Below are 24,916 nucleotides of genomic sequence, written 5' to 3'. Positions count from 1 at the left end.
AACTTACGATACATGGCAAGTATAAATTGCATTGTTGAAACTCCGAAAGGCAGCAACGTGAAATATGATTATGAGCCGGAGTTAGCCTGTTTTGAATTGAATAAGGTATTGCCGGCGGGACTTGCATTTCCTTTTGACTTTGGGTTTATACCCGGTACCATTGGCGGCGATGGCGATCCGTTGGATGTTATAATTATTTCCGAAGCAACTGCTTTTCCGGGTTGTGTTATTAAGTGCCGCATCATTGGCGGACTGCAGGCAAGTCAGCGGGAACGGGACGGGAAAACCATGCGTAACGATCGTTATATAGCCATACCGGATACTTCTTTTTTGTACAAACATATAAAGGAGGTAAATGAACTTCCTGCGGAAATCTTAAACCAGCTCAAAAGCTTTTTTATCAATTATAATGAACAAGCGGGAAAGGCTTTCAGGCCGCTTGCCTGGATACATACTGCAAAAGCGCTTAAAGCAATCAATAAATCATTCCGGGAAACAAGCCCCTCAAAGCTGATACAGATATTATTGCCTTTAAATAATGATAAGGGAGATGCTTTTCCGGAACAGTATTATAAGAAGATAAAAAAGACGCTTGTAAGAAAATTCGGCGGCGTTACAACTTATACGCAGACACCCGCAACAGGATTATGGAAAAAAGAAAAAGGCAAGGTTATAAATGATAAAATGATTGTTTACGAAGTAATGGCAAGCAAACTGGATCGTTCATTCTGGGAACAATATAAAAAGAAATTACAGGATTGGTTTAAACAGGAAAAACTTGTTATACGTCAAACCGAAATAGGGACATTCTGATTCACACAGTTCTTATAATAACTTCATTTTATTTAATATGAATATCCGCATGTAGGAAACAAAACAGCAAACAATAAACCGAATTTATCCCATAGGGATTTAATATTGGTAGCAATGTAGATTACATATTATTGGTTTGTCCTGTAGGGACAAGATTGGATAGCCGCATTTGTTTTTGTCCATTTGCAATGATGCAATATGACCCCGATGGGGTCTTGATAAAGCGGAATAATATATTCTACCGGTATTAAATCCCTACGGAATAATCTAAATATTTTGTTTCCTACATGCGGATAATCAATTCCTTTAATTTAAAATACTATAAAAGACGAAGGACAAACATATATGTTTGCCCTTCGTCTTTTCATTGCAAGCTTTTATCTTGTCTCAATCCTTGTGGTCGTGTCCATATTGCTATTGACGCTATCGGTCTTTTGCTTTTTCATTTTTTTTCCGGACGAATTGCTTTTATTGTCCTTTGTGTTGTTATCCTTTTGTTCTTTCTGAGCCTTGTTCTTCGTCATTGTTGAATCCTGCTGGCTGAAGGAAATACCTGAAATACAGATAACCGTCAAGGCAGCTAACATTAGTTTTTTCATAAAATTTGTTTTTAGAAATGTTGATGTATGTAATTGTTATTAAGCTTTCTTATCCTGCTTCTCGTATCTGCCCGTAAGCGTGCCTTTGGCTATTACGGCGCCTTCAATGCTTTCAAGTAATTGTTTTTTGCTGCTACCCTCTTGTAAAGGCAGATTTTTATTTAATGCAAAAACAACGAAAATATATCTGTGGCTTCCCTCCGGCGGGCAGGGCGGGTAGTATCCTACCGTACCTTTACTGTTCAGACCGCAAATGCCGGGACAGCTGTCGGCGGCAATATCACCATTGACATCTATATTCCACATCACCCAATGGTCAAATGTTCCGCCGGGTGCGTCGGGATCTTCGAGCAGCAATACAAGACTTTGCGCTTCAGCAGGAATTGACCTTATTTTGATGGGGGGATTAGTGCCTTCACCTTCGCATGTAAACTGTGACGGAATCCAGCCCTCTTCTTCGAATTCAGTACTGGTAACCTGAAGCCGCTGCATATTGATATCCATAATAAAATCAGTTGATATCCAATAGAAACAAGCAGGCTTTCGTTTTGTTGAAAGCTATTGCGGTATTAACGTTTTTGGAACAGTTCCGATGTTCGAAGCTATATTGTTTCAGCTAAAAAGATTCAGTTGCTTTACTGTGCTTTCGGGTTTAACAGCGCGCCCGTAAACGGTTCTGCCGCCATATTTCCATGAATTATCCCTTTCTTCTTTTATAAGCTCGTCAAACCTGTTGTTAGGCGTGAAATCTTTTTCTATATTTTTTGCAGTGACATGTAATTTCATCAGCGCTTCCGTCTTATCAGTGTTTCCAAGCTTTGCTTTTTCTATAGATTTCTGAAGAACAGCAATCGTCTCGTCATATACTTTTTCAGGAACAGGAAAAGGATGCCCGTCTTTCCCGCCATGCGCAAAAGAGAACCTGGCAGGATCTTTGAACCGGGAGGGCGTACCATGTATTACCTCGCTCACCAGCGCCAGGGACTGAATAGTGCGTGGCCCGACCCCTTCCAGCAGCAATAAGGACTCCATATCATTAACACCTTTTTCCTGTGCCAGTGCCAATGCAGCTCCGAGTCTTTTAATATTAACATCTTTTTCTCGAACATCATGATGCGAAGGCATGATTAATGCCGGAATTTCAGCAAGTAGATATTTAGGGTCTTCTTTAGTAAGTTGTAAAATGCCTTGTTTGGTAATGGCTGCCGATTTATCGGTAAGGTTAAGTATCTCTCCCTGATTTTTACCGTAAATAAAACTATGCGGCTGTTCCGTAAATGAATGTACAGCGGGCGAATGCCAGTGATATCGCCTTGCAACCCTTGTATCGGTATTCATGCCTTGCTGTATCACGCACCATTCATTATCTGTCGTAACAATAAAAGAATGCAGGTATAAATTAAAGCCATCCTGAATAGCTGTGTTGTCCACCTTGGCAGACAACCTGCTGTTGTATATCATCCTTTGCGCATCAATGCCCGTCTTATACCCGATGTCGGTCAGTTCCTTCGGTGTTTCTCTTGAATACCTGCCTCTTCCGCCACAAATATATACGCCGAGGGTATCTGCTTTTTTATTAACCGAATGTTTTAAAGCGCCCATTACGGAAGTCGTTATTCCTGAAGAATGCCAGTCCATGCCCAGCACGCAACCAAGCGACTGAAACCAGAATGGATCGCTGATTTTTCGCAGCAGCATGCCTCTGCCGTATTCCATTACAATAGCTTCCACAATAGCGCCGCCCAGCATGCTCATCCTTGAAGCGAGCCATTGCGGCACTTTTCCGTAATGCAAGGGCATATCTGCATATCCTTTTTTCGACATATTGTAGCGTTCGTTAGATTTATTATAGTTGCAGCTATTTACACAACTACCTTCCGGAAAGTAAGGTTAATCCTGCCTTTCATAGATGTCTTTGATTTGGCAATCCTGTGTTCCCATGATTGCTGCAAATCGCCTTTCATCAGCAATAAAGAACCGTGTTCGAGCTTAATGGAATATTGCTGTTTATGATTGGCCTTATTCCGGAAATCGAAATTGCGTTCCTGACCAATGCTGACAGAGGCTATTTCCGTTTTCAGTCCGGGAATGGTGTCTTTGTCGTTATGCCATGCTACAGAATCGTTTCCGTCTCTGTAATAATTCAGCAGCACACCATTAAAAGCAGTACCGGTATAGGCTTCCACCTTTTCCTTAATGTCTAATAATTCAGGAACCCAGGGCAGCGGCGTTCGTTTATCATCAGGACGGATGGTTCTTTCTCCTATCCAGACGGAAAGGCGTGGCGCCGTTACCTCCTTCTCATACATCATTATTTTCTGTTGCTGCCAGGGCATTTCATTAACGAATTTATGAAAGCAATAATCGCAGAAATCCGTTTCTATAAAACCTCTTGTGTATTCCATCAAATCAGCCGGCAACATGAGTTGCGGTATATCGTCAAATAATTTTAGCTGTGCCTCTTTCATTTTTACCTTCTTAAACTCATTACACTATATAATACACTAAACTTACAGAACATGCAACGCAGCCTTTCTATTTCTTTGTCTTCATTATTTTTAAGTCGTCCCTGATTTCCTTAATGGCTTTTGCCATAGTTTGCAGGTCGGTTTGCTGCTCCGGTATTTCATTGGTCTGATAACTATAAAACTTCCATATTTCCAGCACATCGGAAGCCGGAACGGTATAAGGTTGATAAACGGTGTTCAACGATTCCAGCAGAAACCCTTCATCCTGCTGCGTAACCTGTTTGAATACCATATCCTGTTCTCCTTTAAGAATCACAATGCACATGGTTCTCGGTTTTATATTGGTCCAGTCCTGAACAAAGCTGCCGATAACGTCCGCACCTTCAGGAATGGGCAGCATGGAATCGCCAGTGGTGGGAAACATCCGGAACATAGCCGATTTCGGAAGATTGGGCATGGAGAATTTCGGTAAGGCGGCAATAAATTCAGGATCGCTGAAACCGTTTCTGTAACCTGCTTTTGCTTTTACCGGAACATATTCCACATTTTCCGTATCGTTTTTATCTACCGTTACAGACAAAACGCGCAATTGCGTGCCTTTACGGTATAAATCATTTCCTTCTTCAAGCTCCCTTATTTTCGATTCCGACAATTTGGTAAGATCTACCCTCAGTAAGCTGTCTATGCTCATGCCAAAATAATCGGATATCCTGAAAAGATCTTCCACAACGGGATTCACGGTCTGCCCGCTTTCATGTGCATTATACTTGGAACGGCTCATATTAAGAAGCAGGGCAAGGGATTCCTGGCTCATGTTTTTCCTGTTTCTTAGTTTTTTGAGATTGGTAGGCCAGAAGTTCTGTTGTGAAATCATCGGGTATGATATTATAAGTATCTGAACAAAGTCATTAATAATAGCAAAGCTAAACAAAGTTTCATTAACGTGCTTCGGGCGTTAAGAATATTTTAGACAAGCGGATTCAAGAACCTTTTATTTTAAAATGTGTTCTTGAATTATAAAATCCAATGACAATGCAACGATTCCTGTTTTACACTATGCTCCTTTCGTCTGCGGGCGTTTATTCCTGCAATTCCAATCCCGAAGCCGCCAGCACTCCGATAGATTCCACCAATGTAAATGGAACAGCGCCTGTAGAGTACGGAAAAGATGATACGGCACCTATGCTTCCCGATGCAAACCAAGGCGAAGGATACCGGGCCAATACGCCGGGAGGAGACAGCATTCCTGCACCAAACAAGTAATAATTGCTTTATGAAAAACGGAATAACGGAATTGCTGCTTGCTACAGCCGGAGGCATAACAGGTACTTTTATAATGACACTTTTTATGAATGCTATGTCGCGCATAACAGGCTATAACTTACGTGTGCCAAGTATTTTAGGTTCATTGGTAACCATGAGGACAAAACCCTCGGGTACTCCTTCAAGAAGCTTTAGTACTATGTTATGGGGCAGCATATCCCACTATGCCATAGGAATCGTGTTTGCATTTATATATCTCCTGATATTGAAGATGAACAGCGATGCTTATTCGTCATTAAAGGATGCATTGACCTTTGGCTTTTTTGCGGGTATTGTTGCAGCCATTTTCTGGTTTTCCTTTATAAAACTTCATCCCTTATCTCCCGTTATAAACCTGAAATTATACCTGGTGTGTATATTCATTGCACATATCATTTTCGGTGCGGGAATGCAGTTAGGATTCAAACTGATAGGCTTCATTGCAGGTTGACCTGAAAAATAATCAACACAAATTTATGATAAGAGACAGCAAGACTTTAAGTATATGGCAGGATGTTATTCCCTTTGTGAACCTGAATGAATCTCCGAATGAGAATGATGATTTTGATGCCATTATAATAGGCGCCGGAATTACAGGGCTTACCACAGCACTTTCTTTACAGGAAAGAGGTAAAAAATGCCTGATACTGGAAGCCAGCAATATTGGTTACGGAACAACATCGGCTACAACGGCACATCTTAATACGGTCCTGGATACGCCTTATAATGCCGTTATCAAAGGATTTGGGGAAGATAATGCACAATTGCTGGCGCAGGGCACAAAACAGGCCATAGCACTTATCAAAAGGAATATCGATCATTATAAAATCAATTGTGATTTTGAATATAAAGACGGGTTCCTTTATGCAGAAAATGAAGAACAGGTAAAAGACCTGGACGACATTTATGACGGGCTTCAGAAAGTCGGCCTTGATGTATCGCCGGTCGATACAATACCTGTGCCTGTACCTTTTATCAAAGCGATTCAATTCTCAGGACAGGCACAATTCCATCCTGTCAATTATCTGCTTGCATTAACCGAAGCGTTTACGGAAAAAGGCGGCATTATAAAAGAACATGCATTGGTAAGTAAGGTCGAAGATAAAAACGGAACACAGGAAGTTCATACACCGGATGCCGTTTACAAAGCAGCTTCCGTTGTTTACGCCACACATGTACCACCCGGCATAAGCATACTGAGTTTTAAGTGTGCGCCTTACAGGACTTACCTTTTAGGCGTAACGTTAAATGATGAACACCAATACCCCGAAGCATTGGCTTATGACTGCGAGGAGCCTTACCATTATTTCAGGACGGTTTATCTGGATGATAAAAAGATATTGCTTGTAGGTGGGAATGACCATAAAACGGGACATAATGAAAATACGGAGCATATTTTCACCGAACTTGAAGCTTATATCCGTAAACACTACGATGTACGTACTATCGATTATAAATGGTCGTCGCAGTATTATGAATCAGCCGACGGGCTGCCGTATATAGGCAAATATCCGGGCGGTAATGAGCACCTGTATGTTGCAACCGGCTATGGCGGCAATGGTATGATTTTCGGCACGCTTGCGGGACACATCATTGCCGACCTTATTATTACCGGAGAAAGCGCCTATGCTGATTTGTTTGCACCTTCGAGGTTAAAGCTGATGGCTTCTTTCAAAAATATGGTAACTGAAAATGCGGATGTAGCAAAACATTTCATAGCAGACAGGTTATCTGTCGAAGCACTGGAAGAGTTTGCAGATTTAGGCAAAGAAGAAGGCCGTGTGGTGAAATATCAGGAAAAGCAGATTGCCATTTACAAAGATGAATATGGTGTTTTAAAAGCATTGAGTCCCGTTTGTCCGCATGCAGGCTGCATCGTTTCCTGGAACAGCGCGGAAAAAAGCTGGGATTGCCCTTGTCACGGCGCACGTTACGATACAGACGGACAGTTGCTGAACGGACCTTCGGTTAAGCCGCTTAAGAAAATAGATATTTCATAAGCAGGCTATCCATATCGGAAAAACAAACTTATCATATTGTTCAGACTATCCCGTAGGGATATAATATGGGTAGTAGTAGCGGTATAAAAGTAATTCATGTGCCCCTGTAAGGGTCAGATTATCAAAAAAATGTTGATTAGCATTGCAATGTTGTCCCTACGGGACAATCCTAACCGGATAATAAAAAGGCTACCGATATTACATCCCTCCGGGATAAATTAATAATCTCTTTCCCTCAATATGGATTGTAAAATTTCATGATAATGTAAGTAAGTAGGTTTGACTCTGCTTAAAACCTTATTTTCAGTTCAGCCATAAAATTTCTTTTTGCCGCCGGATTATAATAACGGTTCCCGGCGGCATTGATATCATTCCCAAGACTATACGTTTCATTCAGAAGATTATCAACGCCGATGCTCAGTTTTATATCGGTATCATGCACCCTGAAACCTTTTCCTACAGAAGCCTGCAATAAATTATAAGGATCTGCAAAGCTTGTATTGGCATCATTCAAAGGCAGGTTGCCGGTATGGTTATAGGTTGCAGAAAGATTAAAACCTTTTATGAAATCGCAACTGATGCCAAATATATTTACAATAGCAGGAACACCCGTTAGCCTGTTGCCGGAATAATCATTATCATCAATACGGTAATCACGGAAGTAAAAAGCATTCCAGGTCGTGCTGTTGAAAAAATACAACCCGCTCACAACACTTTGAGGATTGTTTTCTTTCCATACCTTGTAAGAGATATTTGTTTCCAGGCCCGTCTGCCTTGTGCCGCCGGCATTGGTAAAAAATGCATTCCCGCTGTTATCCAGATGGCTGACAATAGCATTCTGCAACCTGTAATGAAATACAGTCGCTTCAGCCATGAAGCGATGCTGCAACATATTCAGCCTGATGCCTGCTTCATAATTCCAGCCGTATTCAGGCTGCAATCCCGTATATAACAGATTATTGGACGGCCTTATCTCTGCTGTAGTCGGCGTAGAATAACCGCGGCTGACCAATGCCCGTATGACGACATGGTTATTAAGCTTATAACTTGTTGCAAGCTTCGGCATCCATTGCGGATGAAAACGATCATCGACAGGCGGCTGTCCTTTGAAATGATAACCCGCATAGCCAAGGCTCACCGCAGCTTCGACCATCCATCGCTGCATGAATTCGGTTTTCAGTCTTGTAAAGAAAAAGTATTGCGGGCTGGTGATATTATCCTGTGCCTGCAAGTTCCCCTTTAGTCCGCCGTTGTTATCGTAATTATGAATATCCGCATTGCTCTGCGTCCATTCCGCCCCGAGATGAAGCGTATAATGAAAATTGCTTTCAGTGGTTTTAATGTCATGCCATTCCAGATAAGTCCTGAAACCTTCCGTATTTTCTTTGCGCACTTCGTAATTGGTAATAAAAGGATTTTTGAAATCGACCAGCGAACCATAAACGGACAGCACATGATCCAGATGTGGGTTCAATGCAACCTTATGGGTGATGCCTGCAAATAGCAGTTTAGTATAAACAGCCGCTTTCTGTGCAACAGCAGAAGGCAATGTTGCCGTTGCCGGACGGGCATTGCGTGGATTATCCTCTTCCTGCTGCAAAGTAAGGCCGCCGGGTGTCTGATAATACAAATCGCTGTAAGAAAGAAACAATTTTATACTGCTTCTGGAAGCATATTGCCACTTGTCCGAAAGCCTGATATTCGCCTTATGCATGGCGCTGTTGATGCGGTAACCGTCGGAGCGGTAATAAGATTCCTGAATACCAAGCACATGCTTACCGATTTGCACACCTGCCTCTGCATCTTCATGAAACATGCCGTAAGAACCGCCTCCTATACTTATAGCCGGCTTTACAGGTTCATTGATACCCGATGGTATCAGATGTACCACGCCTCCGGTATTGGCACCAAACAAACTTCCGTCAGGTCCTTTAATAATTTCTATGCGGCTGCTATTGGTAAGATCAATGCAATTGAGATAAGTATTGCCCCCGCCATCCGTCAGCGGGAAATCATCCAGATAAACTTTTACATTCCTCACACCATAGGGCGAACGCAGCAGACTCCCCCTTATGGAAAGCCTGTAGCTGCCGGGCGACCTTTCTTCCATACGTACACCGGGCACCATATTAAAGGAGGATACAAGCGCAGGCTGTACCCTGAAACGCAATAACATACTATCTATCATGCTGACGGAAGCAGGCGTCGTAACCAATGCCTGCGGGGAAGGATATCCCGTAATCTCTACTTCCGCAAGTTTCTCGGGTTGTCGTACAACGCTGTCGGCAACTTGCTGCCCGCAAGCAGGGAAGACATAATATAACAGGAAGAAGGTAGCAAAACAGTATTTATGTTTCATAAAACGACAAAGGCAGTATTGCAGGAATACAGGCTATGATGTTCAATAACCATTTTTAGCTTCCTATTGTTCATATACAGGCATTGCAACAAAATATCGCTCGCGGTTGTTATGCTCAGAAGCGCAAACGTATGCTAAGATTTGATGATAAAGGTATTTATTGTGAGCAGGCGGATATTTATATAGATCCCTGGAAACCGGTTGACAAAGCATTGATCACACACGCCCATTCAGACCACGCATACGCAGGCAATAAAGCTTATTTATGTCATAAAGATTCCGTGGCATTGCTCAGGTTAAGGCTGGGCGCGGACATCAATGTCGAAGGCATAGATTACGGACAGACGGTTTATATAAATGGCGTTAAAATTTCCTTTCACCCTGCCGGGCATATCATTGGTTCTGCACAGATAAGGCTGGAATACAACGGGGAAATATGGGTCGTAAGCGGTGATTATAAATTACAGCACGATGATGTTTCCGTTCCCTTTGAATCCGTAAAATGCCATCATTTCATTACCGAATCTACTTTTGGCTTACCCATTTATAAATTCCCCGCTCCCGAGGTAGTGCATGCCGACATCAATCAATGGTGGGAAAAGAACGCATCTGAAGGCAAGAACAGCGTTATCATCGGCTATGCCTTGGGCAAATCCCAGCGCATTATTCAGCATCTGGACGAAAACATCGGAAACATATACACGCATGGCGCTGTCGATAACATCAATAACACACTGATACAAAACGGCATTCATCTGAAGGAAACCACCAGAGTAACGCCGGAGCTAAGCAAAAAAGATTTCAACGGCGCTATCATTGTAGCGCCCCCTTCGGCTGTCGGTTCCCCCTGGCTGAACAGGTTCGGACCATTCAGCCTCGGTGTCTGCAGCGGATGGATGCAATTAAGAGGCGCACGCAGAAGGCGTTCGGCAGACAGAGGTTTTATATTGTCCGACCATTGCGACTGGCAGCAACTGAATGAAGCCATAAAGCTTTCCGGCGCGGAAAATGTTTATGTAACACATGGCTATAAAACGGTTTTTGCAAAATGGCTGCGGGAATCATGCGGCCTCAATGCTTCTGAAGTAGATACTTTATATGAAAATGATGAAGAAGCCCTGGCTGAACCTTTACCTGCTGAAAACAATGACGAAAATAACCAGTAAACACGTAGCCTTATGAAAGCATTCGCGGCCTTATTCACGGAAATAGAACAGACTACCAAGACTAACGCAAAGGTAGATGCACTGGTGCGTTATTTTGCTTCGGCAGAAGAACAGGATATCCTCTGGTGTGTCAGCATCCTTATCGGCAAAACATTAAAAAGAAATATAAAAACCACCGATCTCAAAATGTGGGCTGCGGAACTGGCAGCGCTTCCCTTCTGGCTTTTTGAAGAATCTTACCATATTGTAGGCGACCTCGCGGAAACCATCACTTTGGTTTTGCCGGAACCAGATACGGAAAAAGATTACGGCCTTTCGGAAACCATTAATTTCCTGCAACTGATAGCTACTTATACGGAGGAACAAAAGAAAGAAGCCATCATTGAAAGATGGGCGCACATGCAATACGCCGAGCGGTTTGTTTTCAATAAACTTATTACCGGTAATTTCAGGATGGGCGTATCAAAGCAACTTATCATCAAGGCGCTTGCCATTCATTTCAGTAAAGAAGAATCATTGATAGCGCATAAACTCATGGGACAATGGAATCCCTGGGAGATATCACTCGACGAACTATTGCTGGATGAAAGCGTCACTGCAAAAGGTTATCAACCCTACCCTTTCTTCCTTGCCTATCAATTGGAAAACCCGCCTGAAACTTTAGGCGATATTTCGGAATGGCAGATTGAAGAAAAGCTGGATGGCATAAGGGGCCAGATTATCGTAAGAGATAAAACCTTGTTTGTATGGAGCCGCGGCGAGGAGTTAATGACCGATAAATTTCCCGAATTTGCAGCCTTAAAAGATATATTGCCCGACGGTACGGTACTGGATGGAGAGGTTATTCCCTGGAAAGAAGGCAAACCTTTGCCGTTTGCCATTATGCAGACACGCATCGGGCGGAAAAGCATTACGTCAAAAACATTGCAGGCAGCGCCGCTGGTAATGGTATGCTACGATTTACTGGAGTCGGAAGGAGAAGACATACGACAAAAACCATTATCTTACAGAAGGGCGGCTTTGGAAAAATTGCTGGCTGAAGTAGGAACAGATGCCAACCTTGTTTTGTCTCTGAAGCTGCAATGTGAAGACTGGGAAGCGGTAAGCATGGTAAGGGATAAAGCAAGGAACGGGAATTACGAAGGGGTGATGCTGAAGCGGCTGGACAGCGTGTATGAAACAGGCAGAAGAAGGGGCAACTGGTGGAAATGGAAGGTGGATCCGCTGACGGTAGACGGCGTATTGATATATGCGCAACAGGGACACGGACGGAGGGCGAACCTATTCACCGATTATACATTTGCCGTCTGGGACAACGATGTGCTCGTACCGTTTGCAAAAGCGTACTCCGGCCTGACAGACAAGGAAATACTGGAAGTAGACAACTGGATAAAAAAACATACGATTGATAAGTTCGGGCCGGTAAGGAGCGTAGAAACAGCATTGGTGTTTGAACTGGCTTTTGAAGGCATCAATCATTCCGGCAGGCATAAGTCGGGCGTAGCATTACGTTTCCCAAGGATATTGCGCTGGAGGAAAGACAAAACGCCTGCAGAAGCCAATACAAAACAAGACCTGCTGCAATTGATAAACGCACAAGATTCATGAATAAACTTGCGGAAGACTGGTTTGAATTTAAAGGATGGAAACCCTACCCTTTTCAACGGAATACATGGAAGGCGATAGACAAAGGATTTTCAGGGCTCCTGAATGCACCCACGGGCTGCGGCAAAACGTATGCCGTCTGGTTCGGCATCATTCAGGATTACATGAAACGCAGGCTGAGCAGCAAGAAGAAAGCCGCGGGGCTTCATTGTTTATGGATCACACCGCTCCGCGCTTTATCAAAAGAAATATTTAATGCCGCAACAGTAGTAAGCGAAGACCTGGAACTGCCATACAGGATTGGCCTGCGCACCGGAGACACTTCTGCATCGGAAAGAGCGGGACAAAAGAAAAACGCACCGCAGGCGCTTATCACAACACCGGAAAGCATCCATATCCTGCTTGCGGGCAAGGGCTATGCAGACTTCTTCAAAAACCTTGAATTTGTGGTGGTGGACGAATGGCATGAACTGATGGGCAGCAAACGCGGCGTGCTGGTAGAGCTTGCATTGAGCGTATTAAAATACCTGAACCCGCAATTAAAGATATGGGGTATATCGGCCACCATAGGCAATTTGGATGAAGCGGAAGAAATACTATTGGGCACACAACACCCGAAAGCAACGCTTATAAGGGCTTCCGTTCCAAAGAAAATCCTTATCGAAACGATTCTTCCCGATACGTTGGACAAATTTCCCTGGGCGGGGCATCTCGGCATAAAGCTTGCCGATAAAATTTTACCTATTATAGAGCAAAGCCAGTCAACACTTATTTTCACTAACACAAGATCGCAGGCGGAAATATGGTATCAGCACCTGTTGCATATACAACCCGACCTTGCAGGCGTCATCGCTTTGCATCATGGTTCGTTGGGAGAAGAGCTGAGGCAATGGGTGGAGCAGGCTTTGCATGACGGCATTTTAAAAGCAGTGGTATGTACCAGCAGCCTCGACCTGGGTGTGGATTTCAGGCCGGTAGATACGGTCATTCAGATAGGCTCGGCAAAAGGTGTGGCAAGGTTCCTGCAACGTGCGGGACGCAGCGGACACTATCCCGGAGCTACCAGTAAAATATACTTCCTGCCTACACATTCCCTCGAAATACTGGAAGGTACGGCCCTGCGCTATGCAGCATTCAACGACATGATAGAAAGCCGCATCCCTTATATCCGTTCCTTTGATGTGCTGATACAGTTTATGGTGACGCTGGCTGTCTCCGATGGCTTCAATGCAGACATATTATTTGAACAGGTACAGACTACACATTGCTTTGCATCCATTACAAGAGATGAGTTCAACGAATGCCTGCTGCTGATTACGCAGGGAGGAAAGATGCTCGAGGCTTATGATGAGTTTCATAAAGTGGTTCTTGAGAACGGGCTGTACAAAGTGATAAGCAAAAAGGTTGCCATGCGGCACAGGCTCAGCATAGGCGCTATCGTAAGCGATGCAATGATGCAGGTGAAATACCTCGGAGGCAAATACCTGGGCAGTATTGAAGAATGGTTTATATCAAGGCTGAAACCCGATGACAACTTCTGGTTTGCGGGGCGGAATCTTGAACTGGTAATGGTAAAAGACATGGCTGCCATTGTCCGCAACTCAAAGAAAAAGAAAGGCATCGTCCCTTCCTGGATGGGCGGCCGTCTGCCACTGTCGTCCTACCTTACAGATGCCATCCGGCACAAGCTCAATGAAGCCAGGGAACAGGTTCCGGACAGGGAAATGACATTCCTGCAGCCTTTGTTTGAAGAGCAAAGCAGGCGTTCCTACCTGCCGGAAGAAAACGAGCTACTCATAGAAAAAATAGAAACGAAAGAAGGCTTCCATGTATTCATGTATCCCTTTGAAGGGAAATTTGTACATGAAGGAATGGCCGCTATCATTGCCTACAGGTTAGGACGCATACAACCTTTCAGCTTTTCAATCGCTATGAACGACTATGGTTTTGAGCTGTTAAGCGATCAGGAAATCCCCGTTGATGAAGTGATTGCCCAACAGCTTTTCTCTCTGGAAAATTTAAGCGAAGACATTGCCGGAAGTATCAACACTACCGAAATGGCGCGCAGGAAATTCAGGGATATTGCAGGCATTGCAGGACTGGTGTTCCAGGGTTATCCCGGCAAGCAGGTCAAGGCCAAACATTTGCAGGCCAATTCCGGATTGTTCTTCAATGTTTTCAGGGATTATGAAAAAGACAATCTGCTGCTACGCCAGGCTTATGAAGAAGTATATGATTTTCAGCTGGAAATCGTAAGGATGCGCCGCGCATTTGAGCGTATCAGCGGACATAAAATCGTCATCAGGCACCCGAAGCAGCTTACCCCGTTTGCGTTTCCTATCTTTGCCGAAGTTTTCAGGGAGAAATTCAGCAATGAAAGCCTTGAAGACAGGATGAATAAAATCAAAGCACAATTAACGAAAGGCTGATTCAGCGTTTGTGAGGTAATATTGATGTTATCAGTAATATTAAACCCCATCCCGGCCTTCCCCTTTGGGGAAGGGGACGCGAGAAAATACCAAATTTTAGTCATGCCCTTCCCTCCCCGGAGGATAACCAATAGATTAAGAAGTGCAGCTTGAAGGAGAGGTGTCATTAAAACAGGATATGAATACATGCAGATATCATTAGCGGGCACAACGATAGAATTATTACCACAAAGGGCCATATTCCTCCCTGAAACGGCGGTTCTTATATTGGGCGATTTACATCTGGGAAAGGCGATGCATTTCAGGAAGGCAGGTATCTTTATGCCTCCGCAAAGCGCCTATAAGGATTATGAAACATTGCATTTGCTTATCCAAAAACATCAGCCGCAGCATGTATATTTTTTAGGCGATCTGTTTCACAGCCATCATAATTCCGAATGGAACCAATTGACAGCTTTTATAGGCGAACATCCGCAGACAATGTTCACGCTTATAAAAGGTAACCACGATATATTAAAAGCTGAATTGTACAGGCAGCATAATATCAATGTAATTGAAAAGGCTTTAATCATTGATAATCTTATCTTTTCACACGAACCTTTAAAGACGCTTCCCGAAGGCATGATTAATGTCGCAGGGCATATACATCCGGGCTGTGTTATCAGGAGCGGCGGCAGGCAAAGCCTTCGGCTGCCTTGTTTTTATTTTAAAGATAATTTGCTTTTACTGCCTGCCTTCGGCCACCTTACGGGTTTACAGATATTGGACAGGAGTGATGCGGAGGTTTTTGTGGTTTTTCCGGATAAGGTTATGGTGCTGTAGATACTTAAACTTAATCTCATTTTTTTAAAATTCCTTTCCATCTTTTTTGCTTCGCCAAAAAAGAAGCAAAAAAGGCGACATAAATTCAATTGCTCCGCTGAATTTATGAAGCTAACGCACCCGGCTATGCTGAATGATGAGCAGACTATTGTTTCTTTCTACAAACCTTAATTCTATGTCCCTATGGGTTTAAATGATATAGTATCAAAATACGCTCATTATCTGCCAAAACAGTAGTGTTCAGCCTAAGCCTCGAAGCGAAGCTTTGCTATCTGTAACTACTGCTTTCTTTCTACAAACCTTAACCCTATGTTCCTATGTGTTTAAATGAAACACATAGGAACATAGGAAATTAATTATATAGAATTGTGTTGAAAGGATATGATAGAAAACAAGTTTTACACATAGTCAATCTTAAAAGCTCAACGCTTTCTTCGGGCCTTTGAATATAAATTCGACTTTAGACAAATACATCAACTGATTAAAAAAAGAATAGCTTAAAATACAAGATTTAAAATAATCCGTTCAAAAGTATTATCATCAAAAAGCGAATCCTATCTGGATGCCACCGTTATGGAAATCCATTCCCGTGTTGAATTCTTTGGTCATATAAGATTGATAATACTCGAGGTATAATCTTCCTGTCTGTAAAACAAAACCCCAGTTATTCCTGAAAACAAACCTTGTAACATCGGAGGTGGAAATGGTGTACGGGCTTGAATGATTGAAGAGCCCACCTTGAAGGGTGGCATCATAACCCACTGCATTTATTTCCGGATGGTCATAGGCATACAACTGAAATTTCTTTCCCATTAGCCGAACAGAAGCAAAAGGATTGTTGAAACGTCCTGCCATCAGCGTGATGCCAATATTGGCTTTGGTACTTAAAGTGCCAAGCCTTGCCGTAGCATCGGCAGTAAGGTTCAGGATATCGGAAATGGCAAAAATCTGTTTCTGATAAGCAATGCTGTAATTTAAAATCACATCGTTGCGCACCTGATTGACCCATCCGTGCGGTATGGCATTGCCGATATGTTCATGAATAAATGTTTGCATACCCTCTCCAAAAGCAGACTTTCCTATAACACCGGCACTGAGCTCAGTCCGCACTCTTTGATGTGTATTGCTGTTGGTGCTGATAGCAAACATATTCAGGAAGAAACAGGCAGCAAAAGGTCGATCATCCTTTTGTATGACAGCCGTTTCGTAATGCACCGGCGTATAAGCATTATGCTCCAGTGATAAACCATATCTCACCTCGCTGTTTGCAGGTCGATATATAATTTTATAAACAGGGATTTTTGAAAACGCGGGTAGCACCCATTCCAGCTGCATAGCCTGTGTCAGATAAAAGTCGGTGGCGGTAAAATAATCGTTGCTGTAGTTGAGACGGATATATTTTTCCGATGCAATAGAACGCTCCGTACCCGTATTATCAAGTCCCTGGGCATCTACTTCGGTTGCCCGGAACAAGAGCATCATTGCAACAATAAACATTATGGATCTGCTCATGCCGTATATACGCATGCCCGGGCTTTTTGGTTTATAACAGGCTATTAAAATTTGTGTACACACCGTCATCTCGACCGAAGTCATGTTGTGGAATGAAATGGAACGACATGACGAAGTGGAGAGATCTGCCAAGAGACGAGTTAACTCAACCTTTGGGAGATCTCTCCGCTCCATAAATATTTCTTCGCTATCGCTTTGAAATATTTATTCCGGTCGAGATGACGAGGGATAGCGAAAAAATCATTTTGACTGATTTACACTCTTATTGATAAAAGTGTGCAGGTTCAAGGAATGGGTGAACAGGCTCAAGGGACGGGTGAACAGGCTCGAGGAACGAGTGAACAAGCTCGAGGAACGAGTGAACAGGCTCGAGGAACGGGTGAACAAGCTCGAGGAACGAGTGAACAGGCTTGAGGAACGAGTGAACAGGCTCGAGGAACGAATGAACAGGCTCAAGGAACGGGTGAACGGGCTCGAGGAACGAGTGAACAAGCTCCGTCCTCCAGTATAGAGCCTTTACCCTTTAATCAAATGAATAAAAAACATATTTTTTATTCATTTGAAAATCAATTTTTTAAAATTTTTTTAAATTTTTTTCTGATTTTATAGGTTTTTGGCATGGTATTTGTAAGATAAACATTGGAATCAATTAATATTTAACCTTTAAAACTAAAATTCCAATGTCTATCTCTGAAAAAGGTTTTGGAGCAAGGGTATCTAATGCTCAGGACCTCCTAACACATCTTAAAAGTTTCAGCGGTTACCTACCGCCATCCCAGGATTTGTCCGTAACTGCGCTCGAGGCGCTTATTGCTGAAATCAAACAGCATAATGATGTTACCATCTCTGCCATCAGTAATTATTCTGATGCGGTAGATGAAAGAGAAAAGCTCTTTAAAAAAGAGCCTGCCTCCCTGTTTAAACTATTGTCTCCCATAAATGCCTCTGCAGTTGCAGCATTAGGTAAAAAGTCGAAACAAGCGGAAAACATCATGACACTTACCCGCAAAATAAGGGGTAAGAAAATCAAAAAGCTTGGCAAAGATCCCGATGCAGCAACCATCAGCCAGAGTGAAGGCTCTTATGGTAGCCTCGCACAATCCCTTGCAGATCTTATAGTAATCCTTGATGGTTACAGTAACACCTATACGCCATCCAATGAAAACATTACGATAAGCGCGTTACAGGAATTATATACAGCAATGCAAAATGGTGCTAAAAATGTAACGGCTGCTTTGGGTCTGCAGAAAAGATGCCGCGATCTCCGCGCAAAAAATTACGAAGAACTCAACATAATTACACAGAGAATTAAAGAAGCCGTAAAAGGACAATACACCGCAAGCTCCACAGAATACAAGCTCATAAAATCCCTGAGCATATAACAGTTACCGCTATGGCCAACAATAGCATTTACTATCATTACGACCGGAGCGAAGAGCTTCGGTCGTTTTTTTTTAATATATTATTCGTAAAAAGGGGGAAATTTCCCCATGCCGGATATTCTTTATTGTGAATGAGAATGGGTAATATTGTCAGGAAAATTAATTTGTAATTTTTTTTATTTTCAACAAAAAAATCAGTTTTAAAATTTTCCATCAAAGCCAAATGATAAAAAATGATAAAAAAAGAAATAAATTTTTCTGACCTTGTTGACTTCTTCAAAAAAAATCAAGTTTCAACTTTTGATGAAGACATTGACAAATTCGGAGGATACTTTATAACAGCAGCAAGAATTGCTGCTGTTATAATTGCCCCAGACCCTATTAATAAAATCAATGTATTTTGTGCGGGAATTGATGCAGCTTCATTAAGGGCATCAAAACTTTTTTCATGGCTCCCTGATAAATTTAAGTATAAGGATAGAGAAAAAACTGCGTTGCAAAAATACGAACTTGCATCTTATGTAAATTTTATCCTTTTGCATATTGCGATTAAGAATGGTGTTAAAGAAATTATTATGCCCCACCTTGAGGCTATTTTGAAAATTATTGAGCTTGATGATGATGACAAAAAGGAGTTAGACAAAAAATGTAAAGAATGTGATAAAGAAAGGGATAGCTTAAATTTACAGAGCAATTGCTCTCTTTCAAAAGAAAATATTAGTAGCCAAACAAATAAAATTATTGATCCTGTCTTTTCAGTTCTGAATAGGTGTATAGACAAAGTAAAAGAAGCCTCCCCAGATTTGAAAAAAATTGACACTCCAAGAGTAAAGGAGTTATTTTTAGAAAATGTAACTCTTCAATATCAAGCATTCTTAATTAATTTTTCAGGAGAGTTTCCAGAATTCGCTCTGTGGGTAGATATAACGCAAAAGGAAAAAATTATAAGAGAATTAAAAGAAGCAACAAATACAATTGTAACGGCAAATAGAATAGAACATGAAAAATTTATTAATCAAACTGAAAAACTAATTGTAAATATTGAAGAGTTAAGAGATAATTCATTTATAAAGGAAAGCGGGTTTCCATCTTTCATGGAGTTATATAAAAAGATGTTTAAAGTTCAAGAAGAACATCTTTTTAAAATTCTCAGTGAAAGAACAACTGAAAACATTATTGCCCATCACAACCAAATCAAGAGTGAATTAAATAAACCTCTCTCTGACAATACAGATGTTGAACATATTGTCTATCCGTTAAATAAAGATATTTATATTTCCCAAAGTTTTGAGGCCATTACTTACAAAAAGAAAGAACACAGAAAAGGCTTTTTGACTGCTGATTCCTTAGGAGAAAAAGCAGAAAAAGGCGAAAATATTGGCAACTATCTTTTGAAAACTCTGGTTGATCCCAATTACATAACAAAGCCAATTATTCTACTGGGTAATCCAGGTGCTGGAAAATCAATGTTGAGTAAAATGTTTGCGGGACTTCTTTGTGAAACAAATGACTTCATCCCCTTTCTAATTAAATTAAGAAGTGTTGCATCAAGTTCGGCAAGTATTTCAGAACATATAAACAAAGGGCTTCAAAATTCCATTGAAAACACGTCAGATGTAAATTGGCTTGAATGGGCTAAAGAATTCAAAAACCGAATTCCTGTTATAATTATGGATGGTTTTGATGAATTAATGCAAACCTCAAATAGAGAATTAAATGGTTATGTTGACGCCATTCGTGAATTTCAGGAGAAGGCAGTAAATAGTGGGGTTTGTGTGAGAATTATTTTAACAAGCAGGGTGACTGTAATGCAGGATGTTTCAATTCCGGAATATACTAAGATTATAAAGTTAGACAGTTTTGATATTAAAAGAAGAGACTTATGGATTTGCAAATGGAACAATGCGCAAGAGAAACCCAAATACAAGTTTGCAATTCCTAACAATGATAAAATAGAATTGCTTGCTAAAGAACCTTTATTAATGTTTATGCTTGCTGTTTACGATTTTGAAAATAGTGAACTACAAAATATGGCAAATGATAAAAACTTTAATCAAAGTAAGCTTTATGATTCATTGCTGGAAAGATTTATCAAACGACAACTTGAAAAAAATTTGGTTTTTAAAGATGCAACTAGTTCACAAAAAGAGAAAGAAGAAGAGTTATTTAGACTTCGATTAGGTATGATTGCATTAATGATGTTTATGAATGACACAACGAGCAGAGATACTCAAAAACTTTTAGAGGAAATGTGTGCGTTTGGAATTCAAAAATCAAGCATGCAGACTGAGAATGTGTTGGGAGGATTTTTCTTTATACATGAAAACAAATCTACCACTGAAAGTGATGCCGAAAAATTCAATTACGAATTTTTACACAAAACATTTGGAGAGTTTTTGACAGCTGACTTTATGTTACGAGTTGCAAAAAAGCAAATGGACAGAATGTTAACTACTGACCCAGAAATAATTTCACAAAAAGAAACATTTAATTTTTGCTTCGGATATAATTGGTTGCATAAACATAATAACATTGAGAATTTTCTATTCGAACATGCTAAACAGATTTTAAAACCTGACTCACACGAATCGAAATTCATTCTTAATCTTATAAAAACAGATCTAAAAGATTTATTTGATAAAGGGCACCAAGCATTTCCTGTAACCACAATAAGGTTATTGGAAAAACAAACTGTGGTTGAGCATTTAAGTATTTATTCTCAAAACATTGTATTCTTATGGCTCGCAATTGCTAATGATAAGCATCCCATTAGATTTGAAATATTTGACACTGAAGAAAATGTCGGCGAAGTCGTTAACGAGCCTAAATATGAATCGCAAGACCGTGATGAAATAAACAAAAACAAATTACTTTGGAAACGACTTGTAAAACTTTGGACACTTGTTGGAAACTACAGCGCAGCTGCAAAACTTACAGAATGGGTAAACGTAAACGAAAATTTAAATACTATCGAGTTGAGTAGAGCAAAACTTGAGGTTATTCATAACTTTTCTGATTCAGCAAAAGTTGCTTGCAATGATTTTGAATTACTGTTATCTTTTTTCGATAACGAATATAAATTCACAAAAGAACAAAAAACACTTAATGTTATTCAAAAAATCATTTCAAAAAAACAAGAGCTTTCCTCATTGGCTATTGATGTAATTCTTCACAGATTTCACGATTTGTATTTTACTGAAGGAATAAATTTATTTGAATGGTTTAAAGATAAAGAGATTAGCAGAAAACAAGAAGTAGTCTTTATAAACAAAACTGGATTATTAATATGGCAAACTGAACCTGATATCTTACTTGATATTATTCGAATGATTAGTAACAAAATACAGATTTTCAGAGATAATCTATCAGCGACAGTCGAATATCTGAAAATATTAGTTGAGGTAAAGAAATACTTTTCATTAACCAAAATTTTTAATCAAGAATTTTCAGACAAATTATTGCATTATCTACAGGACATAATACGATACGAAAGAGATAATCCATTAGTAATGTTAGAATATATAAGGCTTATTAATGAGTTAAATAAACATTATCCAATCAGAAGAAAGTTTAAAATAGACTTTTGGGAAGAATCTCTTCATATATTGATTCGAAATATGAGATATTATGTAAGAGACAATCCTTATTCTGCGTTTGAGTATTTGAGACTACTTAATGAATTGAGACGTCATACTGGCAATATAAAAATGCATCCTGAATTTGCAGAGGATCTTATTCGTACAATATTAAAACATATTAGACAATTTGTAAGATATAATCCACAAACAACATTAGAATATCTAAAATTGCTCTATGACATGAAAGATTCTTTCTCAATTCAAGAAAAAATCCCAAAAGATTTTTTTCTTGAATCTTTAAGGATTGTTACAGAAGAATGGGGAAAAATATTTATAGATAATCATTTTGTTTCTTGGGAATTCCTGAAACTTCTTGCAGAGTTTGGTAAACATTATTCAATGGAAAAATTCGTTCCTAATAGATTAATTGAGGAAGCCTTACATGTAATGTCAAAAGACTTGATTTATATCATTCGTGATAATCACAAAGAAGCAAGTGAATACCTTCAAGTAATAAAACAATTTTACAAGTCTTACCCCAAGAAACCGCAACATAGGAATAAAATAAGAAAACAATCATTCCTTCAAATATCGAATGAAATAGAAATAAAGTTTTGGAATAACACTCAATCAATTTTAATCCATTTAGAATTATTACTTATCAATCGAGAATATTACAATAGCGATAAAGAGAAGCATATAATTGAACGTTTGGTCAATATGCTTCGAGATGAAAAATATCCAAGTAATATTTTAACGAAAGCAGCTGTTATTCTTATTCAATATAATGCACCAGTAGAATTAACTGAATATTTATTAATGGATCATCCTAAATTCAGAAACCTATTTTTAAATTTTCCAGATATAGCAAAAGAGATCTTAACCGCAACCGCAGAATTGACAAACAATGAGAGATTTAATTAAAGTATTAATTGCCATTGCTTTTATGGCAGTTTCATTTTTTGTAGGCAAATACCTTGCAAATGAAAAATCTGCAGTTGAACTAAAGGGAGTAAAAGAGCAAATTTCTATTTACAAAAATCATATTAGGCAACTTGAAGACAGTATAAACGTTCTGGAAAAATCAAGGCAGCCTAAAAAACATAAATAATCTAATTCATATTATGTTGATTTTTTTCGCTGATGTTGGTGTTTTCACAACATCAGCGTGATGAAATACACTGAGAAGTGTAAAAATCTATAAACCAATTCAAAATCCTGCGGGATCTCTCCGCTCCATAAAAATCATTTTGCTGTGTTTCATGATTTTTATTCCGCCTGCCCTGAGCAAAGCCGAACGGGGTCGAGATGACGTAATGGAGTCAACCTTTTTCAAAATCCCGACGTTTTACAAACTATCAAAACAAAATCCGCTATGGTTACGAAACCATAGCGGATTTGCATATAATGCTGTATGATAAATTATCAGAACTTTCTGTTTGCAAGGATATACTCAGACATAGATTGTATGTTAGCCAATACATTGCGGCCTTCGGATGCGTCTGTCAGTTTAATACCGTAGTTTCTTTCCAGTAAAACCATTAACTCCAACGAATCAATACTGTCCAGGCCCAGACCGGCATCGCCAAATAAAGGCGCACTGTCGTCAATGTCTTCAGGCTTCATGCCTTGCAGGTTCAGGGCATCTATAATTTGTTGCTTTAGTGTAACTTTTAAATCTTCCATGCTTGTATTAGCTTTATAAAGTGTAAAAACGAAATCAGGGGTTATTTGTTCATGCCCCGTTTTCATTTTTCTTAATCTTTTATTTTAATGTTTTTATTAGGTTGTGGATCGTAAGATGCAGGCTGCAAAGGGTTTTGCTTGCGCCAGTTTTCAAAGGCGGCATATTCCTTGCTGTTGGTTTTTAACCACAGGCTGAATTCCGCAGAATTATCCGCAGCGCCGAAAAGCCATTGATTATAGGCATCAAACACGCCGTCATGCAGCATTTTGTTTTGCAGCGTGAACAGCGTAAAAGGATAATTGATGGAGAAAGAATTGTACCATGCCAGCATAAACCTTGTGCGCAGCATAATCAGGTTTTCCGTGTTCAGTCCGTCCGTTATAGCCGGAGCGCCCTGTTGCATTATCTTTTTAAATGCTTCTTCAAAGGAGCCGACTTCTGTTTCTGTTCCCGATTTGGCATTGAAGGTCGGCAATGCATCATTATTATCCGGTGTAAATAACAGCCTGTAAGCATCTACCATCATTTTCTTCATCTCTATGGTACGCCTTGAAGAAGGGTCGAGGTTCAGATAAATTTCCGCATATAATAAAGACCATACCGCATTATTGTTCTGGAAATAAATCTTGGATGCATTGTAATAATTCATCGGATAGCCCGGTTCTACTTTAATGCCTGTGGAATAAGCTTCCAAAGCAGCTTTCGTGCTCTTATCCGTCATCAGTAAATTGCCTTTGGCATTGTACAGCACACCGGAATAACTGAATTTGGCAATACCGTCGTTCAATATGCGACGAGCCTTGCCCGGATTGCCCAGTCCGTTCTCTACCCCACTCGCTACCTGATACGTCAGTTCATCAGCTACATTCGAGGCAACAACAGGGTCAATCACTTCTTTTGCTTTCTTCAAATCGCCGCTCAGGAAATAAGCGTAGGCAAGGTCCCTTCTTAACGAAACATCAGAAGGCGCCATGCGTATGGCCTGGCTATACATCATAATGGCATTGGGATAATCGCCCCTGTTGAGGAAATCCTGCGCACTGCTTTGCATGCGCTGCACTTCAGTGCCGCCCGCATCCTGCGCCGATGCCTGATTATGAAATAAAGTAATTAAGGAAATACCTGCAATAAGTATTGATTTCTGCATTCCGTCCGTTCTTGGTAGTTTAATGGGCGTAAAAATAAGGTAATTGC

General features: G+C 40.6%; 20 protein-coding genes. 11 read left to right on the top strand and 9 right to left on the bottom strand.

Going from position 1 to position 24,916, the window contains the following annotated elements; all coding sequences use genetic code 11:
* The first annotated feature begins 12 nt into the window (after positions 1–12).
* Positions 13–813, top strand: coding sequence for an inorganic diphosphatase (locus tag F0919_RS16075; RefSeq protein ID WP_150033813.1), 801 nt, complete (start codon positions 13–15; stop codon positions 811–813).
* Positions 814–1,190: 377 nt separating this feature from the next.
* Here F0919_RS16075 and F0919_RS16070 read toward each other — a convergent pair whose 3' ends face one another.
* From F0919_RS16070 to F0919_RS16050, 5 genes are all read right to left on the bottom strand, one after another.
* A complete protein-coding gene (locus tag F0919_RS16070) occupies positions 1,191–1,412 on the bottom strand; it encodes a hypothetical protein (protein ID WP_150033812.1) in 222 nt (73 codons plus the stop codon).
* Between the two features lie 39 nt (positions 1,413–1,451).
* The gene (locus tag F0919_RS16065; protein ID WP_150033811.1) at positions 1,452–1,916 is read right to left on the bottom strand and encodes a YbhB/YbcL family Raf kinase inhibitor-like protein; all 465 of its coding nucleotides are present in this window, start codon (positions 1,914–1,916) and stop codon (positions 1,452–1,454) included.
* A gap of 108 nt (positions 1,917–2,024) precedes the next feature.
* On the bottom strand, positions 2,025–3,236 hold the full coding sequence (locus F0919_RS16060; RefSeq protein ID WP_150033810.1) for a DUF763 domain-containing protein: 1,212 nt from the start codon (positions 3,234–3,236) through the stop codon (positions 2,025–2,027).
* A 38-nt stretch (positions 3,237–3,274) separates the two neighbouring features.
* Positions 3,275–3,880, bottom strand: coding sequence for an alpha-ketoglutarate-dependent dioxygenase AlkB family protein (locus tag F0919_RS16055; protein ID WP_150033809.1), 606 nt, complete (start codon positions 3,878–3,880; stop codon positions 3,275–3,277).
* Between the two features lie 67 nt (positions 3,881–3,947).
* A complete protein-coding gene (locus F0919_RS16050) occupies positions 3,948–4,754 on the bottom strand; it encodes a helix-turn-helix domain-containing protein (protein ID WP_150033808.1) in 807 nt (268 codons plus the stop codon).
* Between the two features lie 158 nt (positions 4,755–4,912).
* Between F0919_RS16050 and F0919_RS16045 the strand changes: the two genes are divergently transcribed.
* Genes F0919_RS16045 through F0919_RS16035 form a run of 3 tightly spaced genes read left to right on the top strand, consistent with a single transcriptional unit; the run spans position 4,913 to position 7,182 of the window.
* A complete protein-coding gene (locus F0919_RS16045) occupies positions 4,913–5,143 on the top strand; it encodes a hypothetical protein (RefSeq protein WP_150033807.1) in 231 nt (76 codons plus the stop codon).
* A gap of 10 nt (positions 5,144–5,153) precedes the next feature.
* Positions 5,154–5,633 carry a hypothetical protein gene (locus tag F0919_RS16040; RefSeq protein ID WP_150033806.1) on the top strand — a complete coding sequence of 160 codons (480 nt, stop codon included), beginning with the start codon at positions 5,154–5,156 and terminating at the stop codon, positions 5,631–5,633.
* Positions 5,634–5,658: 25 nt separating this feature from the next.
* Positions 5,659–7,182, top strand: coding sequence for an FAD-dependent oxidoreductase (locus tag F0919_RS16035; protein ID WP_150033805.1), 1,524 nt, complete (start codon positions 5,659–5,661; stop codon positions 7,180–7,182).
* A gap of 289 nt (positions 7,183–7,471) precedes the next feature.
* Here F0919_RS16035 and F0919_RS16030 read toward each other — a convergent pair whose 3' ends face one another.
* Complete coding sequence (locus tag F0919_RS16030; protein ID WP_150033804.1) at positions 7,472–9,541, bottom strand: TonB-dependent receptor; 2,070 nt, start codon at positions 9,539–9,541, stop codon at positions 7,472–7,474.
* Between the two features lie 131 nt (positions 9,542–9,672).
* Between F0919_RS16030 and F0919_RS16025 the strand changes: the two genes are divergently transcribed.
* The 4 genes from F0919_RS16025 to pdeM all read left to right on the top strand — a co-directional run bounded on the left by F0919_RS16025 (position 9,673) and on the right by pdeM (position 15,563).
* The gene (locus F0919_RS16025; RefSeq protein WP_150033803.1) at positions 9,673–10,707 is read left to right on the top strand and encodes a ligase-associated DNA damage response exonuclease; all 1,035 of its coding nucleotides are present in this window, start codon (positions 9,673–9,675) and stop codon (positions 10,705–10,707) included.
* Between the two features lie 12 nt (positions 10,708–10,719).
* Positions 10,720–12,315: an ATP-dependent DNA ligase gene (locus F0919_RS16020; protein WP_150033802.1), complete on the top strand. Its 1,596-nt coding sequence runs from the start codon at positions 10,720–10,722 to the stop codon at positions 12,313–12,315.
* A complete protein-coding gene (locus F0919_RS16015) occupies positions 12,312–14,741 on the top strand; it encodes a ligase-associated DNA damage response DEXH box helicase (protein WP_150033801.1) in 2,430 nt (809 codons plus the stop codon). The genes F0919_RS16020 and F0919_RS16015 overlap by 4 nt, the downstream gene beginning before the upstream one ends.
* Positions 14,742–14,927: 186 nt before the next feature.
* Positions 14,928–15,563, top strand: coding sequence for a ligase-associated DNA damage response endonuclease PdeM (pdeM, locus tag F0919_RS16010; protein ID WP_150033800.1), 636 nt, complete (start codon positions 14,928–14,930; stop codon positions 15,561–15,563).
* A 540-nt stretch (positions 15,564–16,103) separates the two neighbouring features.
* Here the strand turns inward: pdeM and F0919_RS16005 are convergent.
* Entirely contained in the window at positions 16,104–17,090 is a 987-nt protein-coding gene (locus tag F0919_RS16005; protein WP_190277413.1) for a lipid A deacylase LpxR family protein, read from the bottom strand.
* 665 nt (positions 17,091–17,755) lie between these two features.
* On the opposite strand from F0919_RS16005, the gene F0919_RS15995 reads away from it, so the two are divergent.
* The 3 genes from F0919_RS15995 (at position 17,756) to F0919_RS15985 (ending at position 23,146) form a co-directional block, all read left to right on the top strand.
* The gene (locus F0919_RS15995) at positions 17,756–18,457 is read left to right on the top strand and encodes a hypothetical protein (RefSeq protein WP_150033797.1); all 702 of its coding nucleotides are present in this window, start codon (positions 17,756–17,758) and stop codon (positions 18,455–18,457) included.
* A 233-nt stretch (positions 18,458–18,690) separates the two neighbouring features.
* Entirely contained in the window at positions 18,691–22,959 is a 4,269-nt protein-coding gene (locus F0919_RS15990) for an NACHT domain-containing protein (protein WP_150033796.1), read from the top strand.
* Positions 22,943–23,146 (top strand): hypothetical protein, encoded by a 204-nt coding sequence (locus F0919_RS15985; RefSeq protein ID WP_150033795.1) that lies wholly within the window; start codon positions 22,943–22,945, stop codon positions 23,144–23,146. The genes F0919_RS15990 and F0919_RS15985 overlap by 17 nt, the downstream gene beginning before the upstream one ends.
* A 314-nt stretch (positions 23,147–23,460) precedes the next feature.
* On the opposite strand, the gene F0919_RS15980 is transcribed toward F0919_RS15985, so the two are convergent.
* Together F0919_RS15980 and F0919_RS15975 are read right to left on the bottom strand one after the other, a co-directional pair.
* Positions 23,461–23,787 carry a phosphopantetheine-binding protein gene (locus tag F0919_RS15980; RefSeq protein ID WP_235903530.1) on the bottom strand — a complete coding sequence of 109 codons (327 nt, stop codon included), beginning with the start codon at positions 23,785–23,787 and terminating at the stop codon, positions 23,461–23,463.
* Positions 23,788–23,792: 5 nt separating this feature from the next.
* Entirely contained in the window at positions 23,793–24,869 is a 1,077-nt protein-coding gene (locus tag F0919_RS15975) for a tetratricopeptide repeat protein (RefSeq protein ID WP_150033794.1), read from the bottom strand.
* Positions 24,870–24,916 lie beyond the last annotated feature (47 nt).

Origin of the sequence: Taibaiella lutea, from assembly GCF_008629695.1 — a bacterium.
GTDB classification, from domain to species: domain Bacteria; phylum Bacteroidota; class Bacteroidia; order Chitinophagales; family Chitinophagaceae; genus Taibaiella; species Taibaiella lutea.
The sequence above is the reverse complement of the archived record's forward strand: the minus strand, read 5'-3'. Positions and strand labels throughout refer to the sequence as shown.

Bases quoted from the DNA above. Each gene is read 5' to 3' on its own strand.
- F0919_RS16075 (WP_150033813.1), top strand. From the start codon at position 13: ATGGCAAGTATAAATTGCATTGTTGAAACTCCGAAAGGCAGCAACGTG.
- F0919_RS16070 (WP_150033812.1), bottom strand. From the start codon at position 1,412: ATGAAAAAACTAATGTTAGCTGCCTTGACGGTTATCTGTATTTCAGGT.
- F0919_RS16065 (WP_150033811.1), bottom strand. From the start codon at position 1,916: ATGGATATCAATATGCAGCGGCTTCAGGTTACCAGTACTGAATTCGAA.
- F0919_RS16060 (WP_150033810.1), bottom strand. From the start codon at position 3,236: ATGTCGAAAAAAGGATATGCAGATATGCCCTTGCATTACGGAAAAGTG.
- F0919_RS16055 (WP_150033809.1), bottom strand. From the start codon at position 3,880: ATGAAAGAGGCACAGCTAAAATTATTTGACGATATACCGCAACTCATG.
- F0919_RS16050 (WP_150033808.1), bottom strand. From the start codon at position 4,754: ATGATTTCACAACAGAACTTCTGGCCTACCAATCTCAAAAAACTAAGA.
- F0919_RS16045 (WP_150033807.1), top strand. From the start codon at position 4,913: ATGCAACGATTCCTGTTTTACACTATGCTCCTTTCGTCTGCGGGCGTT.
- F0919_RS16040 (WP_150033806.1), top strand. From the start codon at position 5,154: ATGAAAAACGGAATAACGGAATTGCTGCTTGCTACAGCCGGAGGCATA.
- F0919_RS16035 (WP_150033805.1), top strand. From the start codon at position 5,659: ATGATAAGAGACAGCAAGACTTTAAGTATATGGCAGGATGTTATTCCC.
- F0919_RS16030 (WP_150033804.1), bottom strand. From the start codon at position 9,541: ATGAAACATAAATACTGTTTTGCTACCTTCTTCCTGTTATATTATGTC.
- F0919_RS16025 (WP_150033803.1), top strand. From the start codon at position 9,673: ATGCTAAGATTTGATGATAAAGGTATTTATTGTGAGCAGGCGGATATT.
- F0919_RS16020 (WP_150033802.1), top strand. From the start codon at position 10,720: ATGAAAGCATTCGCGGCCTTATTCACGGAAATAGAACAGACTACCAAG.
- F0919_RS16015 (WP_150033801.1), top strand. From the start codon at position 12,312: ATGAATAAACTTGCGGAAGACTGGTTTGAATTTAAAGGATGGAAACCC.
- pdeM (WP_150033800.1), top strand. From the start codon at position 14,928: ATGCAGATATCATTAGCGGGCACAACGATAGAATTATTACCACAAAGG.
- F0919_RS16005 (WP_190277413.1), bottom strand. From the start codon at position 17,090: ATGCGTATATACGGCATGAGCAGATCCATAATGTTTATTGTTGCAATG.
- F0919_RS15995 (WP_150033797.1), top strand. From the start codon at position 17,756: ATGTCTATCTCTGAAAAAGGTTTTGGAGCAAGGGTATCTAATGCTCAG.
- F0919_RS15990 (WP_150033796.1), top strand. From the start codon at position 18,691: ATGATAAAAAAAGAAATAAATTTTTCTGACCTTGTTGACTTCTTCAAA.
- F0919_RS15985 (WP_150033795.1), top strand. From the start codon at position 22,943: ATGAGAGATTTAATTAAAGTATTAATTGCCATTGCTTTTATGGCAGTT.
- F0919_RS15980 (WP_235903530.1), bottom strand. From the start codon at position 23,787: ATGAAAACGGGGCATGAACAAATAACCCCTGATTTCGTTTTTACACTT.
- F0919_RS15975 (WP_150033794.1), bottom strand. From the start codon at position 24,869: ATGCAGAAATCAATACTTATTGCAGGTATTTCCTTAATTACTTTATTT.